The organism is Calothrix sp. UHCC 0171, from assembly GCF_034931845.1.
Lineage (GTDB): Bacteria > Cyanobacteriota > Cyanobacteriia > Cyanobacteriales > Nostocaceae > Brunnivagina.
Genome location: NZ_JAYGHN010000004.1, coordinates 112,140 through 129,830, shown reverse-complemented (window position 1 = coordinate 129,830; position 17,691 = coordinate 112,140). Strand labels below are relative to the sequence as shown.

The following is a 17,691-nucleotide window of genomic DNA, read 5'->3' as shown; positions in this document are numbered from 1 at the left end:
TCCTCAGATTTTTGATAAATGGGATAAAATCTTTCTCCATGTCTTTTCCCAGTACCCCATAGCGTCCCAGTTTGCTGTATCATATGCATTCCGACGCACTTAAAGGTTGGAATGCACCTCTGACTTCTAATTGGTGTAAAATCGCCCCTGAATTGGGATTTCGCATTAAAGAACGCAAAAACTTTAAACAAGTATGGTTGTAGTTTTCGATATCCAATTCTTCCAGGATACGGATTTTTTGCGATCGCGATAAATAACCTTTTACCTGGGCAATTGCAGCTAGAATCGATTGCTGCCTCAACTGCATCATTCGCAAAAAGTCAACTAAAATTTTGACAATTAAATCTTGACTCGATTGCGTGAGAGACATTTGGTGAAATAACATAACACCAGTACCATGATGACGACTTTCATCGGCTAGAAAACCTTGTAAAGTTAAGCTCAAATCGGGTTCACGACACTCAATTGCTAAACTCCGGTAATGACTTAAACTCCATCCTTCCAAAACAACCTGAAGTACAAATAAAATTACCGCTTTGTCTTCAGTGTCAACAATATCCGTGAGGAATTTGAGTAATGGATGTTCTAATTCCAATATTTGAGCTTGAGATTTTGGCAAAAAGCGACTGATTTGCGCCAAATGGGTGACTTCATCAGCACTGTATAAAGCATAAAGCATCTGCTCCTGAGTGCTTTCTGACAGTAGCACCATTTTTGCCATGTAATATACACCTACTTTTTCGATCGCATAGGCTTCTTCCAAAATATTACAACTACACAACTGTAATATTTTTGCCCGTTCTGCGATCGGTGCATTTTGGAAAATAGTGACTTTATCCAAGCCAAAAAAACTAGCACCCCAGTAAACTAAACTATGGGGTTGGGCAACTGTCAGAGATGCAGAAAACTGCCCCAATCGAGAATATAAAGCCGAAGACAGCCAGCAACTCAGCTTATCTTCGACTTCAGGTACATTTGAACCTGTGATTATTTGTTGTTTAATCATTTATTAATGGGACGACACGAAAACTAATTGTGTCGTAGTGATTACATAACTTCGATAATTAACTAGCTGCGATATAGATAAAAGTTCTTGTTTTGCATCTTGACACCCCTCGAATCAATTGGGTGGAGCTTTACCCATGGGATATTTCTGAAGAGACAGTTGTATATTCCCATCGCCCAATTCTAGCCAAGTCAAAACCCGCTTAGAGAGTTCATCGGCAGTGAAGTTTTGAGTGAAATCTTTCGAGCAGAGCATTTGGCTTCTCCGATTCGCTTACCGCAATCAAAATTGCCCCATATTTAAGACTGTCATATCTACCTGAGTTTAGTTATTTAGGCATGTGGCAGTAAATAATCTGTCCCATTTTTTACCCATTTGCGGACAACTGCTGAAACTTCCATGATTGCGAATAGTAATTTTTAATTTGATACATATACTGTTCCAGTATTCGTGAGGTTGCAGACACGAGAGAAAAGCTCCGACAGTAGCTGCTCATCAAAAATTTACCTTAATAAATACTGGAAAAAAATCTCATCCTTTGGGCTGTAGCAGTTATCCTGGTTTTAAGTGGTGTTAGGCATGTTTCTCTGTGGATGATGCCAATAACATTTAAGTAATATTCGCTCTGGCTTTCATCAGGGACGATAAGTGTACAAGAGAGGTGAAAAGAAGTGTTGAAAACACTTTTAGTAATTACCATTGGCATTTTGCCATCGCTATTTTCGTTGTGGGTAATTCGCAAAGCTCAGTGGCGAACTCGTGCGCGACTAAGACAAGTATCTGCGAACTTTCCAGGGATAAGACGAATTCCCAGGGATACTCCTTGGGAAACACCGCGCCATTCCCCACAAGAGACACTGCGCGATCGCTATTATCTTGAAGGAGTCGGTTATCTGATTGGCGATATTAGCTGCCAGTTTAATGCTCGTTCTGGCTACATTCGCTGTGCTGTCAATCCTAGTGGTCCCTGCAATGGTTGTCGTTTTTATGAGCAGCGCGAATCGAGTTATAGCGAAACCAATATGTGAATTGAAAGTGTATTAATCTATTTTATTTCTTGTATTGCTTTTTTTTATTTCTTGTGTTTCTTTTATTTATACTTCTTTCCTGACTTTAGAAAATACAAACTTCCAGCCCAGAGTGTAAAAAACTATTGATAAAGAAAGTATCAAACTACATCTATCGCGAGACTGATTGTTTTTTAAAGTAGTGGGAGCAAGACGCTCCCTCCCGGTAGTAGCAGACAAGATGCCGGAACTACTAGATATTTTAAAATGGACGAGGTTTCAGTTTAGTCCTTGAGGGAGAAACCCGATTTATTACCAAACAAGTAAGATGATGCTAAGTAGGTCGGTGGGAAAAAACACAACTATCTTAAGAAAGATAAACAAGGCTAAAACCCTCTTCCCTCCTGCCTCCTGCCCTCTGCCTCCTGCCTAATCCCAATGATAAATATTCACGCCTACTTACTTAAATGCTCCAATTCAATAAACTGGTGTTCTTTGGTATTTCTAAAAAATTCGGATCAGACTAAAGGCTTAAATACCAAAAACAATCTTTCTTTATTCTTAAGGTTTAGTTGATAAATATCCCTTAACCTATTGGTCGTAATGATTAGCCTTTTGTCAACTGTTAATTAACAGTTGCCAACCTTTCCCAGAAATAGCAAACTTAAATTTATTAGTAAAATTAGAATCAGAAATCATTTCGTTGTTAAGGAATAGTTGTGAAGAAAATGAAATATTACAAATGGTTCTGGTCAGTGCCACTAGGGGGCGACTTTGACGCATGGGGTACGAGTACGTACTTTTTGGAAATCGGGGAAGGTGCCTACACCCATCGCCAAATTGAAGTTTACGAAAATGGCAATGTTTTGTTTTATGACAATAACCATTTCAGCGATAATTATGGGAGGTTAAGCGATAAACCGATTATTGACGATAATTTAGAAGAATTTGAAATTAGTAAAGCCGAATTTGAGCAGGTTTGGAACTCCAAAGTACCCATGAATCGATAATTGATAATCGATAATAGATGTTAGTCTAATTAATTTTATGTTGAAGCTCCCCAGCTTCGTTTTGCTGTCCAATGACGATCCGAATTTTGATAAACATCTATATTCTTTAAGCCAGCTTGCTCAATTAAATTCCTCACTTCATCAATTGTCAGCGCAGCCTGGAGAGAATCGCCAAACAACTTTTTTTGACGTGCATCACAATCCTTCGTAATACTATCAACTAATGCATTTAGCGTTTCAATATTGGCGGGTCTAAATAAATCACGGATCAAAATACCCCCATGAGGCTTGAGAATACGCTTAATCTCCTGAAAAAAAGGTAATGGTTCAGCTAGATGATGGACAAGACTATTTGACACAACCAAGTCAAATTGTCCATCCTCATAAGGTAGATTTTTGACATCAACTAATTCAAAGCGAATCTGCTCTTGTAAATTTACTTGCTCCACCTGTTGTTGAGCAATTTGCAACATACTTGCAGCCAAATCAACCCCAATGAATTGCCACTGCGGACGCAATTGCGCCATTATCGTGGGTATTCGACCAGGTCCAGTACCCGCATCAAGGACTAAAATAGGTTGAGTAGGTGCTAGAGCGATCGCATCATTCGCAAATGCAGTATTTACCTCAGTAAAATCCATTGCATCATATGCTATTGATTCTTCCCAAGTATCCATTACTTCAGGTTCAAGTATTCTGTCCATATTTTTTGACTCCCTACTCCCATTCACTGGCGATAACAGTTGCCTATTAACCACTATTAACCACTATTAAGCAAATATGAGTATTTAATTTTGCGTGAGAGAAAAATACTATTTCTGGGAACACTAAAAGCATCAGAAGAGTTACCAGGGAGCATTGAATGTGGAAAAGGAATGGAATCATTCAAAAAACGCGGTTCCTACACAGATGACAACGCATCTCCACCCAAAACAATGGGGCACTATTTCCCATGAGTTTAATAATCCATCAGCAGAAGAACTAACTTCACCACTAGATGGGTATGCATCTGATGCATCGCGACTATTGCAGCAAGGATTTCAACAGCAACAGGCGGGTGAAGTTATTGCCGCAACAAAGTCTTTACAAGAAGCTTTAGCATTATTTCAAGCATGTGGCGATTTACAAGGAGAAGCACAAAGCCTCAGTTGTTTAGTGCTTGTTGCTTATAATTCTGGAGACTATAAAGCTGCCATATCATATTCTCAGCAATGTTTAACTTTAGTAGAGAACATATCAGATTTACATTTGCAATTGCAGGCTCTGTCGCATATTGGTAATTCCCACCGTCATTTAGGCAACCAGGAAAAAGCGATTGAGTTTCTCAACCGATGTTTGGATATTGCTACTGCTCAAGGGGATAAAAGAAGTCAGGTGGCAACACTAAATAACTTAGGATTGGTATATAAAGCCCAGGGCAATTTACAACAAGCAGTTAAACTCAAAGAGCAAAGTCTGAAACTTGTTCGAGAACTTCAAGATAATTGGGGCGAGGAACAGGTTTTAAAAAATTTGGGTAATTCTTGGTACGCCTTAGGTGATTATGCCAAAGCGATCGCATATTACCAAGAATGCTTAAAACTCTGTTACATAATTAAAAATTATCGGAATAGCATTCAAGTTCTCAAAAATTTAGGTAATGCATCATATGCTTTAGGAAATTATCATCAAGCAATTCAGTATTACGAGGAACGATTCAAATTAGCTTGCCAAATCAAAGACAAGCATAGTCAAGAACAATCATTAAGTAGTTTAGGGGTAGTTTGCGAAGCTTTGGGGGATTATTCCAATGCCATTAAGCATTATGAAAAACGTTTAGAATTAGCCAAAGCGATAAAAGATATTCGCATCCAAGAACAGGCGCTATCCAGCCTGAAAGCTGCTTCCTATGCCTTGGGGGACTATACCAAAGTGATGCAATACGAGCGGATGATTAATAATTCGTAATTATTAACTAAATGACATCATGGGCTAATCTCTGACAATTAGAATTTCTCCGCGTCTCTAAATCTCCCTGTCACTCTTAATAATAAGTATTCAACCGTAGATGATGATATGACTCGGCAGTTCTAATTACTTTTGACTTCTTTGCTGAAGATATTTCAGTGCTTCCGAGGTTTGAATTTGGGGGAATTCTGCGTAAAAATTGCTGACACTGTGAAAGGGTTCGGGTGTTTCTAAAACAATAATCCGGTTTTGTTTGCTAATTAACTTCTGCTGATTGCGATCGCAATTATCTCCAGAATTATCGCACCAATTCTGTAACCAAGGTAATAATTGTGGAGGGGCTACTGGTGAACAGATGAAAATTTGTGCTGGTGCCAACAAATTTAATGCTTTTGCTGCCACTGCTATTGTCATCCCAGTGGCGATACCGTCATCAACTAAAATTAATGTCGCACCTTGAGGATTCACTTGGGGACAAAATGGCAGAAATTGTGATTCCAAGGATTTAGCTTTATTGATAGCAATTTCCATTACTACTTGACGTTGACGTGAATTTCCTCGAAAGTTAAACAACTTCTCATTAGCCCACAGCACCAAACCGGATGCAGTCACGGCTCCAATTGCCAATTCTGGGTTACTGGGATGGCTAATTTTTTTTGCTACCAGTACGGTGAGTGGACAGTTTAACAAATCCGCAATTGGCGCAGCCACAGGTAAACCCCCACGTGGTAGTGCATAAACAATTGGAATTGGCTCAACTCCAGATTCTATCAATTGCTGTCTTAAATTCGCTTGAATAATTTCTGCTAATCTTTCGCCAGCTTGAGTTCGATTCAAAAAAAAAGGGGCATCTGTCATCAGCTTATCCCCATTAATGGTTAATTAATTTCCAAAATGCTAATGCCTTTATCATGACTGATTTTGTCTGCGAGTGAGCAATAAAAAAATTAGTGCAGCAAATATCAAGTCTATTAAATTGTGTATTCCCATTTTCCTGTTCGCTAGGCATAAATCCACGAGTCCCAATGCGCGTGACACACTACGAATTTTCCATCACATTCGTAATTGCTTTAACGGCTCCAAAATCAATTAAAACTATTTTTTGATCCAGATGACGGCGAATCAGGTTTGTGGGTTTAATGTCGCGATGAATGACATTTTCTTTATGAACAAATTCAAGAATTTTTAAAACATCTTGTAAAAATGCGATCGCTTGCTTTTGAGTCCATTTTTGACCAGATTGACGGGGACGTGAAGGGCAAAGGGGATGTCTGTCACACTCTGACTGCATTGCTTTCCCATAAGCTTTGACAAAAAAAGATGACTAATACCTAAATTCAATCTAAAATTTAGTGTCTAAAATCTAAGTGTGTACGATGGTTGACCTCACACCGAATTCGAGTTTTAGTTTGACAATACGCCTAGAAGTTCCCAATCGCGTGGGGATGTTGGCTTCTGTAACATCATCGATCGCATCCAATGGTGGTAATATCGGTCAGATTGATTTAATTGAGCAAACAAGGGCTATTTCCACCCGTGATATTACTGTTGATGCGGCAAGCACGGAACATGCTGAGATGATTGTCCAGGCGGTGAAAAACTTGCCTGAGATTAACGTTGTCAATGTTTACGATCGCACTTTCAATTTACATCGCGGTGGCAAAATTAGCATCACTAGTCGCATCCACCTCAAAAGTGTGTCGGATTTAGCGATGGCTTACACGCCTGGAGTTGGCAGGGTTTGTAAGGCTATTGCCCAAAATCCTGAAGATGTCTACAATTTCACAATTAAGGGGAATACTGTAGCCATTGTCACCGATGGCAGTGCTGTACTGGGTCTGGGAAACTTAGGTCCCGAAGCCGCTTTACCTGTGATGGAAGGCAAAGCAATGTTATTTAAGGAGTTCGCAGGTATCGATGCTTTTCCCATTTGTTTAGCAACCCAAGATACCGATGAAATCGTGAATACAGTCAAAAATCTGGCTCCAGTTTTTGGTGGTGTCAATCTTGAGGATATTGCTGCACCTCGTTGTTTCGAGATTGAGGAAAGATTGCGGCGCGAGTTGGATATTCCCGTTTTCCACGATGACCAACATGGTACTGCAATTGTCACCTTAGCGGCGTTATTTAATGCCTTAAAGGTGGTACATAAGCCGATGGATAAAATTCGGATTGTGATTAACGGTGCGGGTGCTGCGGGTGTAGCGATCGCTCGTTTACTCAAAAAAGCTGGTGCGGAGACAATATTAATGTGTGACTCTAAAGGTATTCTCTCAACCACTCGTACTGACTTAACGGAAGAAAAACAGGAATTTGCTGTTAAAGCCCAAGGCAGCCTCGCTGGGGCAATTCAAGGTGCAGATGTATTTATCGGTGTGAGTGCGCCGGGAGTTCTGACACCAGAAATGGTACGTTCAATGGCAAAAGACCCGATTGTCTTTGCAATGGCAAATCCGATTCCCGAAATCCAGCCGGAATTAGTCACTCAAGATGTGGCTGTGATGGCAACAGGGCGCAGTGATTATCCGAACCAAATCAACAATGTCTTGGCATTTCCAGGAGTCTTCCGGGGCGCATTAGACTGTCGTGCGGAGACGATTACAACCTCAATGTACCTCGAAGCTGCCAGTGCGATCGCATCTTTGGTTAAACCATCGGAACTCAATAAAGAACATATCATCCCGTCTGTATTCGACGAGCGTGTCTCCACCGCAGTTGCCGCAGCAGTTCAACGTGCCGCCCGTGAGGATGGGATTGCCCGTTCTTAGTTTTTCCAATTAGGAGCCATGTAAAAATAAGTTGAACAATTTAATATTGGTAGTGCAAGCATCTTGCTCGCGCGGGCAAGATGCCCGTACTACTTATTACTTATTTTTACTTGATACCTTATTGCTAATTTCACCTGACTTCAAGTTTTTGGTGATGATTAAGTTAATGTTTGGGTCGTGTTTAGCCTCAATTATTCAGGATTAAGTTAATCAGTAGTAATTCCTGTGGAACCATAGGGCATTCATCCTCGAAATTTTCTATTTTCAGGGTTAACAACTGTTAACCCTTACATTAATTAATTGCCAAGTTAAAGTTATAATTGATGGAATTATTTATTCATGATTCAAAAAGATTTATAAATATTCATAAATTATGAGACGGCGAAAATTTTTCAAGTATGGTGTTGCAACTAGCGCTGGATTAATATTTGTAGGCTGCGTTAAGAGCGATCGCAATTCCCCATCTCAGGTGACTGTTCCAGCTTCACCTATATTAGCAAAGGAACCACTTCAGGTCGGATTTGTTTATATTGGTCCTGTGGGTGATTTTGGTTGGACTTATGCCCATGATTTGGGACGCAGAGAAATGGAAGCAAATCTCAAAGAAAAGGTGAAAACAACTTTTGTAGAAAATGTCAGCGAAGGTGCAGATGCGGAGAGGGTAATTAGGCAGTTAGCACTGGATGGAAATAAGTTGATTTTCACGACTTCATTCGGTTATATGAATCCAACTTTGAAGGTGGCAAAAGATTTTCCGCAAGTGGTATTTGAACATTGTACGGGATACAAACGGGCGGCAAATGTTGGGACTTATTTAGGTAGATTTGAAGAACCGCGATATTTAACGGGAATGATTGCGGGAAAAATGACAAAATCAAATATTATTGGTTTTATTGGTGCTTATCCAATTCCTGAGGTAATTCGCGGAATTGGTGCGTTTACTCAAGGAGTTAGATTTACCAATCCCCAAGCAAAAGTTCGCGTAATTTGGGCGCAAACTTGGTATGATCCAGCTAAGGAAAGGGAAACTGCACAAGCTTTAGTAAGTTTAGGTGCGGATGTTTTAGCCCAGCATACAGATTCAGCAGCCCCAATTCAATTAGCAGAAGAAAAGGGAATTTATGCTTTTGGTTACAACACTGATATGAGCAAGTTTGGAGCAAAAGCGCATTTAACTGCGGCAATTAATCAATGGGGAAAGTTTTACACTGATAAAGCTTTAGCTGTCATCAATGGAACTTGGAAATCTGAGGAGGTTTGGCAGGGAATCGCCCAAGGATTTGTCGATATTTCACCCATGAATCCAGTAATTCCTCCAGATGTCCAACAGTTAGTTAATACTAAACGTGAGGAGATAATTAAAGGTGTTGCTCATCCGTTTGCTGGTCCCATTAAAGACCAAAAAGGTGTGATTCGTGTTCCCCAAGGAAAAGTATTGGATGATAAAGGGCAATTAGCAATGAATTGGTATGTTGAAGGTATTGAAGGTTCGCTGCCCAAATTACAAAGTTAAGACTCATGAACTTGCCGCGATCGCAACTACAAAATATTACAAAACTATACTCAGGTAATATTGCCAATCAAGGGATAAATCTGACAATTCAACCTGGTGAAATTCATGGGTTGTTAGGGGAAAATGGTGCGGGGAAAAGTACCCTGATGCAGATACTTTATGGATTAGTTAGTGCTGATGCTGGAGAAATTTTTTGGGAAGGGACACAAGTTAAATTCAATCATCCCCTACAAGCTAAGAAACTGGGGATTTCTATGGTTTTTCAACATTTTTCCTTATTTGAAACACTTACTGTCACTGAAAATGTCGCTTTAGCATTACCACAATCAGGAAAATTTAATTTATCACAGGTTGACCGCAAAATTCGCATTATTTCCCAAGAATATGGTTTAAAAATTAATCCCGACTATCCTGTTTATAAATTATCAGTAGGAGAAAAACAACGAGTCGAAATTATTCGCTGTCTCTGCCAAGCTACAAAGTTATTAATATTAGATGAACCGACTGCTGTCTTAACTCCTCAAGAAACTAATAAATTATTTCAAATTTTCAGACAAATTGCCTCAACTGGCTGTAGTATCCTCTTCAGTAGTCATAAATTAGACGAAGTCAAAGCACTTTGTCACAAAGTGACAATATTACGCCAGGGAAAAGTTGTCGCCGAATGCAACCCAAAATCAGAAACAACTGCAAATTTAGCAAAGATGATGATTGGCGAAGAATTACCGCCAAGGCGAAAACGGCAATTAATGCCTCCAGGTGCAGTATCTTTACAAGTACAAGATTTATCTTTACCAGCACCGCATCAATTTGCCACAGCATTACAAAAAATTAATCTTCAAGTCTGCACTGGTGAAATAGTTGGTATTGCTGGAGTTGCCGGAAATGGACAGCAGGAACTTTTAGCTTTGTTGAGTGGGGAAATATTATCTCCCCAGGCAAACATGATTATGCTGGGAGAAATGCCAATTGGTAGTTATGGTGCGGCACAGCGTCGTCGTTTGGGATTAGGATATGTGCCAGAAGAACGTTTGAGTAAGGGTGTTGTCCCCAGCTTAAATTTGCTCGAAAATGCTCTGCTAACTGCTTATGGACAAGGTTTGTTGCGGCGGGGTTTGATTAGAAATCGCAAGCTCAACGATTGGACAAACAGAATTTGTCATGCTTTTAATGTCCAAGATGCTGCTAAAAATATCAACCTGCATATCCCCATCAACAGCTTATCGGGTGGTAACGTGCAAAAGTTTATTATGGGGCGGGAAATCCAACAACATCCGGCTGTCTTAATTGCTGCCCATCCAACTTGGGGTGTAGATGTGAAAGCAACAGCTACCATCCACGATGCCTTAATAGAAATGCGTGATTCCGGCGCTAGCGTTTTGGTAGTTTCCGAAGATTTGGATGAACTATTGACTTTTTGCGATCGCATTGCTGTAATCTACAAAGGACAAGTATCTGAGTTAATCTCTGTTAATAGTATCTCCCGCAATCAGATTGGAGAATTAATGTTAGGTATTGGGTTTAAGAGACCATTTATCAAGTAAAGTATGAAGCATTGTTGCCCAGGGAGAAACCCGATTTCTCATCAAAAATTAAGATAGTGCTTAATACTTAAATCCCAGAATGATGCACCTGAAAATAGAACCACGCAATACTCCATCAAGATTATGGCAAATATTATCTCCCTTATTAGCATTAATATTAACGTTAATTACCGGAGGTATTTTATTTAGTAGTTTAGGAAAATCACCAATTGACGCATTACAGACAATACTTATCTCACCCTGGTTAACTTTATATGGATTAACGGAACTAGGGGTGAAAGCAGCACCAATTCTATTAATTAGTGTTGGTTTAGCTATCTGCTTTCAAGCTAAAGTATGGAATATTGGTGCAGAAGGACAATTAACAGTTGGGGCAATTTCTGCGAGTGCTGTAGCTTTGACTTTACCAAATTTAAGTTTAAGTTTTAACAATTACAGTTTATTAATCTTGAGTTTACTCGCTGGCATAGTTGGCGGGATAATTTGGTCTGCAATTCCAGCAATATTAAAAGTAAGATTTCATGCTCATGAAATTCTCACAAGTTTAATGTTAAATTATGTCGCCATTTCATTATTAAATTACTTATTACAAGGTTTATTAAAAGACCCAAATGGATTAAATTTTCCCGAATCAGCGCTATTTTCGCCATTTGCCACTTTACCCAGATTAATTGTGGGCACTCGCTTACATTTCGGGATACTACTTGCACTCATCGCCGCAATCATTATCTGGGGAATATTCAAGCTGACATTTTTCGGCTTTAGCGTCAAAGTTGTTGGTTCAAGTCAAGGTGCAGCAAACTATGCGGGGATAAATAGTCACAAAATAATTATCTGGAGTTTCCTCCTCAGTGGTGGTTTAGCAGGATTAGCAGGAGCATGTGAAGTATTAGGAGCAATTGGACAATTACGCTCAACAATTTCCCCTGGATATGGCTATACAGCCATCATTGCCGCATTTATTGCCAGACTCAATCCCCTTGGGGCAATTTTGTCAAGTTTATTGATGGCAATTTTATATGTAGGTAGCGAATTATTACAAATTCAGCAGCGAATTCCTTTAGCGATCGCTGGAGTTTTTCAAGGTATTTTATTCTTCTTTCTGCTGATAACTGAGTTATTAGTAAATCATCGAGTTTCTATTCATAATTTGTAGTATTTATTCATAATTTTATCCTGGCATAAGCAATCTAAATAAATTTTAATTTCAAGCTCTAAATCATAATTTTTATTGTATATTAACTATTAATCCATGACAATTTTCACCAACATTATTGCCGATACACTACGTGCCGCAACACCACTAATATTTGCTGGCTTAGGAGAATTAATCACCGAAAAATCAGGTATTTTAAACCTCGGTGTAGAAGGGATAATGTTAATTGGTGCAGTCAGTGGTTTTATCGTGGCATCAAATACTGGCAACGTCTATTTAGGATTTTTAATCGCACTTTTAGCAGGAATGCTAATTTCTTTAATTCACGCAGTATTAACTATTACAATTAATGCCAACCAAATCGCAACCGGATTAGCCATAACTATCTTTGGTTCCGGCTTAAGTGGATTTATTGGCACTGAATATGTAGGTAAAACAATCACAGGCTTACAACGTCAAGGAATTCCCTTTCTCAACAGTCTTCCTTTAGTTGGAGAAGCATTATTTCAACAAGATATTTTGGTATATTTCGCAATTATCTTAACTATCTTAGTCGGTTGGTTTTTGCAGAAAACAAGAGCAGGGTTAATGCTGCGAAGCATCGGAGAATCCCCTGAATCTGCAAATGCATTAGGTTTAAGAGTAAAACGAATGCAATATCTAGCAGTTTTATTTGGTGGTGCAATGGCTGGTTTCGCAGGCGCTTATCTATCCTTAGCATATACACCATTGTGGTCAGAAAATATCATAGCAGGAAGAGGATGGATTGCGATCGCCTTAGTGGTGTTTGCGAGTTGGCAACCCAAACGTCTTTTATTGGGAGCTTATCTATTTGGCGGTATTAACGCTATCCAGTTAATTTTACAGGGCATAGGTGTAGATATTTCTCCCTATTTGCTGTCTTCATTACCCTATCTCGCTACTATTATTGTATTAGTTCTAACTTCTCAAAAACAAACTCGTATTTTCCTCAAATAGAAGATTTTACCCCTTCAGCAAATTTCGACAATTCGACAAACCGATGTTGTATCGAGTACAAAATATAAAGTTGCAATATTAAAACCCAAAACCTAAAAACTAAAACCTAAAATCTTACACCCAAATTACTATGCATCCACCATATTTTCAACCAATCAGCAAACGTCCACTGCTAAAATTACCCAATAGCGATCGCATTGCAGTTTGGGTAGTAATGAATGTTGAACATTTCACCTTTGGTAAATTGGGAACAGCAATTCAACCCCATTTAAATAGTCAGCCAGAAATCGCTAATTATGCTTGGCGAGATTATGGAAATCGCGTTGGCATTTGGCGATTATTTGAACTATTTGCAGAATTAGAAATACCTGTAACAGCAGCAGTAAATGGCGAGATTTGTTCCTTATATCCCGAAATAATGGAGGCAATCCAAAATTATGGGTGGGAAGTTATGGCACATGGAATTAATAATTCCACAGGGCATAGCGGCATGGATAAAGATACTGAAAGTGCGACAATTAATCAAACTCTAAATTTACTCAAACAAGCTACAGGCAAGTTCCCAAAAGGATGGTTAACCCCTGGTTTCTCGATTACAGAATCAACATTTGCATTACTTCATGCCGCCGGAATCACTTACACAGCCGACTGGGTAAACGATGACCAACCATATTGGTATCCCCTCAATAATGGCAACCAAATGTTAGCAATTCCTTACACAATTGAAGCAAATGATATTAGCTTGTGTTTGAGTAATCGCTTCTCTGGAGCCGAATTTGCCCAAGCGATCGAAGACCAATTTGACCAACTCTGGTTAGATGGACAATCAAACCCCAGAGTTATGGCGATCGGTTTACATCCATTTATTGTTGGTCAGCCATTACGAATGAAATATCTAAAACAATGTTTATTGCATATTAAAAATAAACAAGATACTTGGCTAACAACAGGTGAAAAAATTTATGATTTGTTAGTCAGCAATAATGAATCATAAATAATAAATAATTATTGTCAATTAAAATCTTTAAGTAGAGTTAACTATTGTTCTTGATGGAACTCATAAATTATGACAAAAGCAGAAACTAAAACTTTAACTATTCCCATCATTGATGCTACTTCAGAAAACATCAAACCTTATGGATATTTACTCGGAGATGATGTGAGCAAACCCGGATTGGGAATTCCTTTCTATCAAGAAAGAGTGATTGAAGGCGAAAATATTGACTTTACCTATCGCGGAACTGCAACTTTTAGAACTGCGAAAATCATGCCGGGATATCCTCAAATCATCTGGCTTGAGCGTCATATGTACATGACACAAATGTTTATCGCTTTAGGACAATCTCCATTTATTATGGTTTTAGGAACACCAAATCATGAGCAAAACAAAGATTTACCTGATTTAACCCAAGTCAAAGCATTTCGTTTTCCTGCCGGACACGGTTTGTTGCTACATCTCGGCACTTGGCATGATTTTCCCATTGCTGGCGATACTCCTGTTGTCATTCTCACAGCAAATTCTGATGAAGTGGTGGCGGCTTTAAGTGCAATGAAAGCACCTGGAGAAATGAATCAAGGTGATGTTTATAAAATTTCTTTACCCAAAAGATTAGGTTGTGAAATTCAACTGGATGCTAGTTAAATATACTTCAGTTAAATGGACTATGGTGGCAACACAACTGATTAAGTAAGTAGGCGCGAATATTTATCATTGGGATAAGGCAGGAGGCAGAGGGCAGAGAGCAGTGCGTTGCGCGGGTACTCTTCGAGAAGCCTCGCTCCGCTCGTCTACCCCGCGTTGTAGCAACTGCGGAGAGGCAGGAGGGAAGAGGGTTTTAGCCTTGTTTATCTTTCTTAACATAGTTGTGTTTTTTCCCACCGACCTACTTACACAACTGATTGATTATTTAAAGTAAATCTTAGCTATCACACACCATCACATAGCAACTAGATACTTTAATACGTGTTTTTTATACACAAAACGTATAAAAATCTCAGACATTTTACATAGCACATGTAAAACAAAAAGAAAATCTACTGTACTATTTATATCAGCTTCAGATTCAGTGTTAGTCTTATTTTTACATGTAAATTAATTAGTTAGGTTGCGTAATATTTCTTGTTGAGGAGTTGAGGAATATTGTGAGTTTTTCTGTAAATCCTCAAACCAAACTTGTATTACTCAATTAGGATTTAGGAACATAAAATTTTGTTAATTGACTTAACTGACCTGAAATACTTAATCAACAAGGCTTTTAGGAGCATGAAAATACATTTATTCAAGTCACTCTAGCAAAAAATCCTTAAATTAAAGAAGTAAACACACAATACATTCTATCCCTGTCAACCAAAGTCAATAGCGAATATATAGCCATAAAGCTACTTAGTAATTAATGCAATAAAAAATACTTAGCATTAGTTCAAGCCTAGAGGAATTATACTTGCTAAAATCTTGCAGCAAATCAAATTAACTTGAGGTAAAAATGAGACACGAAAAACTTTCTGCTGGTTTATTGGTAGCATACGAAGACTATAAACACGAAGGCGAAGCAGCCTTAACACCCCACAAACGCTCTTTGGGTATCGTGACAGCAAAAAGCAACGTCAAACCGACTAGAAGTGTTGTGTTTGTCTATTGTGACGAACAAGCCAACCTCAGCCACTTAGAACAATACGGCATTCACCTGAACCAGAATACGGGAAGCGTACGAACCGCATTTTTGCCCATGGATGGTTTAGATGCCCTTTCGGAAGAGGATGCTGTTGTCCGCATCAAACCATCACGGAAGATGAAACTGTCGATGGACGTGGCTCCGGGGAAAGTAAAATTACCAGAGTTCAAAAACAAAACCGGATTAACCGGAAAAGATGTAATTATTGGGATTGTAGATAGCGGCATTGATGCTAAACACCCAGCCTTTGCTGGACGCATCTTAAGTATTTGGGATCAAACCATGTCTGGACCTGGAGTAGCAGAAGGTAGCTACGGTGCAGAATTTAAAGGCGAACAACTAACCATTTCCCCAGATGAAGATGGACATGGTACTCATGTAGCTGGTATCGCTTCCGGTGCAGATGCAACATATGGTGGTGTCGCGCCCGAAGCGGAATTAGTTGTAGTTAGAAGTGATTTACAAGATGCCCACATTGCTGATGGGATTCGTTACATTTTCCGCATTGCCAGCGAATTGGGTAAACCAGCAGTTGTCAACTTAAGTTTAGGCGGACATGCTGATGCACATGATGGTAGTGACTCCCTATCTCAAATTATTGATGCCGAATCAGGACCCGGCAGAATTGTTTGCTGTGCGGCGGGAAATGAAGGTAACGATAATATTCACGGACAGGCTATAGTTGCAGCGAATTCAATGCAATCAATGCGTTTCCGTGTACCAACGACACAGGTTGGAATTGTTTGGCTCAATGGCTGGTACTCCGGTAATGCGGAATTAGAAGTACAGCTGCGGAGTCCTAGCGGTTTCGTTACCCCTTGGCAAAAAATTATTACCGACGGCAACCCATCCAAGGATTACACCTTAACCGATGCCAAGATTCAAGTGGTCACACCAGGGAAAGATGTTGCTAACGGCGACTATAATTTCTTCGCTCAAATTCGGGGGATGGGACGTTTGCCTGTAACAGGTGGGGTTTGGCAATTACGTCTGCGAAACAATTCGGCGAAGGAAACTTGTGTAGATGTTTGGACAATTGATAATACTGGTTCCGTCTTTTTCACAGGTAAAAGTGCCCAAGATACAATGAAAATTGGTTCACCTGGTGCGTCGAAGAGTGCAGTCACAGTTGCTGCTTATACAACAAGAAGCAAGTTTAAAGATATTAACAGCCAAGACCGCGAAGTTGGTTTGAAGTTGGATAATATTTCCGACTTTAGCAGCGAAGGACCATTACGCAATGGTTTGCAAAAACCAGATGTTGCGGCTCCTGGAGCAATGATTGTTTCGGCTATGTCGTCAGCAGCTGGCTTCGATAAATCGATGATGATTAACTCTAAGTTTGTCGTTATGGCTGGTACGAGTATGGCTTGTCCATTTGTGTCGGGTTTAGTTGCCTTGTTGTTGCAGAGGGATGCAAGCTTAACGCCCGATACAGTGAAGGAATTATTGAAGAATAATAGTGCGATTCCCGGACAACCAACTGGTACATTTGACCCTAAATGGGGTTTTGGGTTAATTAATACTGAGAATTTGTAATCTGTAATTTGTAGGGCATGGTGAATACAATCTGGGCGGGTTCCTCCCGTTCCGAGAATGTCCCGGTTACTGCCTAAATTGAGAGAGTGCGATCGCTCAGTTCAACCAAACTAAAACTAGTATTCCCGGCTGTTTGCAGAGTCGGGAATCTAAAATAAAACAAAAATACCATAAGATAATATAATTTTTAATTAATCTAACTATAGATAGATGAAAAGGAATTATTTTTTATAATACTTACAAACAATAAATAATGACCATTTTTAAAAATTGAGCATATAAACTGTATCTCCATATCTTAGTTGTACGATTATTGAGATATATTAAGAGTTTCATGGAAAATTTAAGTCTTATTACTTAATAATAAATTTTGAATAATTTGATTATTATTTTACGTTAAGCGATCGCTCCAAAAATAATAAATTCAAGCACAATGAGAAATACAAGTTTTCGCAAAACTTCTTTTCACAAAATAGTTGTTAGAGTCTGGCGTGAGGGGAAAAGTAACTCCTAACAAACTAAAGTGCAATCAAGAAAGTTGACCTGTCAGT

General features: G+C 39.2%; 15 protein-coding genes. 11 read left to right on the top strand and 4 right to left on the bottom strand.

The features are described from left to right. Positions 1-79: 79 nt before the first annotated feature. A complete protein-coding gene (locus VB733_RS05095; protein WP_323339018.1) occupies positions 80-1,006 on the bottom strand; it encodes a ferritin-like domain-containing protein in 927 nt (308 codons plus the stop codon). Positions 1,007-1,677: 671 nt separating this feature from the next. Between VB733_RS05095 and VB733_RS05090 the strand changes: the two genes are divergently transcribed. Together VB733_RS05090 and VB733_RS05085 are read left to right on the top strand one after the other, a co-directional pair. Next, positions 1,678-2,034 (top strand): DUF6464 family protein, encoded by a 357-nt coding sequence (locus VB733_RS05090; protein ID WP_323339017.1) that lies wholly within the window; start codon positions 1,678-1,680, stop codon positions 2,032-2,034. Positions 2,035-2,741: 707 nt separating this feature from the next. Then, the gene (locus tag VB733_RS05085; protein WP_323339016.1) at positions 2,742-3,023 is read left to right on the top strand and encodes a DUF6881 domain-containing protein; all 282 of its coding nucleotides are present in this window, start codon (positions 2,742-2,744) and stop codon (positions 3,021-3,023) included. 35 nt (positions 3,024-3,058) lie between these two features. On the opposite strand, the gene VB733_RS05080 is transcribed toward VB733_RS05085, so the two are convergent. Next, positions 3,059-3,727 carry a class I SAM-dependent methyltransferase gene (locus VB733_RS05080; protein ID WP_323339015.1) on the bottom strand — a complete coding sequence of 223 codons (669 nt, stop codon included), beginning with the start codon at positions 3,725-3,727 and terminating at the stop codon, positions 3,059-3,061. Between the two features lie 205 nt (positions 3,728-3,932). Between VB733_RS05080 and VB733_RS05075 the strand changes: the two genes are divergently transcribed. After that, complete coding sequence (locus VB733_RS05075) at positions 3,933-4,970, top strand: tetratricopeptide repeat protein (protein WP_323339014.1); 1,038 nt, start codon at positions 3,933-3,935, stop codon at positions 4,968-4,970. A 126-nt stretch (positions 4,971-5,096) separates the two neighbouring features. On the opposite strand, the gene VB733_RS05070 is transcribed toward VB733_RS05075, so the two are convergent. Both VB733_RS05070 and VB733_RS05065 read right to left on the bottom strand, forming a co-directional pair. Further along, complete coding sequence (locus VB733_RS05070) at positions 5,097-5,828, bottom strand: phosphoribosyltransferase (RefSeq protein WP_323339013.1); 732 nt, start codon at positions 5,826-5,828, stop codon at positions 5,097-5,099. 181 nt (positions 5,829-6,009) lie between these two features. Continuing rightward, a complete protein-coding gene (locus VB733_RS05065) occupies positions 6,010-6,261 on the bottom strand; it encodes a protein kinase domain-containing protein (RefSeq protein ID WP_323339012.1) in 252 nt (83 codons plus the stop codon). A gap of 85 nt (positions 6,262-6,346) precedes the next feature. Between VB733_RS05065 and VB733_RS05060 the strand changes: the two genes are divergently transcribed. The 8 genes from VB733_RS05060 (at position 6,347) to VB733_RS05025 (ending at position 17,140) form a co-directional block, all read left to right on the top strand. After that, positions 6,347-7,738: a malic enzyme-like NAD(P)-binding protein gene (locus VB733_RS05060; RefSeq protein ID WP_323339011.1), complete on the top strand. Its 1,392-nt coding sequence runs from the start codon at positions 6,347-6,349 to the stop codon at positions 7,736-7,738. A 373-nt stretch (positions 7,739-8,111) separates the two neighbouring features. Beyond that, positions 8,112-9,251 (top strand): BMP family ABC transporter substrate-binding protein, encoded by a 1,140-nt coding sequence (locus tag VB733_RS05055; RefSeq protein ID WP_323339010.1) that lies wholly within the window; start codon positions 8,112-8,114, stop codon positions 9,249-9,251. Between the two features lie 5 nt (positions 9,252-9,256). Continuing rightward, positions 9,257-10,795, top strand: coding sequence for an ABC transporter ATP-binding protein (locus VB733_RS05050; protein ID WP_323339009.1), 1,539 nt, complete (start codon positions 9,257-9,259; stop codon positions 10,793-10,795). Between the two features lie 79 nt (positions 10,796-10,874). Next, positions 10,875-11,951, top strand: a complete 1,077-nt coding sequence (locus tag VB733_RS05045) for an ABC transporter permease (RefSeq protein ID WP_323339008.1) — start codon at positions 10,875-10,877, stop codon at positions 11,949-11,951. Positions 11,952-12,047: 96 nt separating this feature from the next. Then, a complete protein-coding gene (locus VB733_RS05040) occupies positions 12,048-12,929 on the top strand; it encodes an ABC transporter permease (RefSeq protein WP_323339007.1) in 882 nt (293 codons plus the stop codon). Positions 12,930-13,059: 130 nt separating this feature from the next. Next, the gene (locus tag VB733_RS05035; RefSeq protein ID WP_323339006.1) at positions 13,060-13,923 is read left to right on the top strand and encodes a polysaccharide deacetylase family protein; all 864 of its coding nucleotides are present in this window, start codon (positions 13,060-13,062) and stop codon (positions 13,921-13,923) included. Between the two features lie 72 nt (positions 13,924-13,995). Beyond that, the gene (locus VB733_RS05030) at positions 13,996-14,571 is read left to right on the top strand and encodes an ureidoglycolate lyase (protein WP_323339005.1); all 576 of its coding nucleotides are present in this window, start codon (positions 13,996-13,998) and stop codon (positions 14,569-14,571) included. Positions 14,572-15,412: 841 nt separating this feature from the next. Next, positions 15,413-17,140 carry a S8 family peptidase gene (locus VB733_RS05025; RefSeq protein WP_323339004.1) on the top strand — a complete coding sequence of 576 codons (1,728 nt, stop codon included), beginning with the start codon at positions 15,413-15,415 and terminating at the stop codon, positions 17,138-17,140. Positions 17,141-17,691 lie beyond the last annotated feature (551 nt).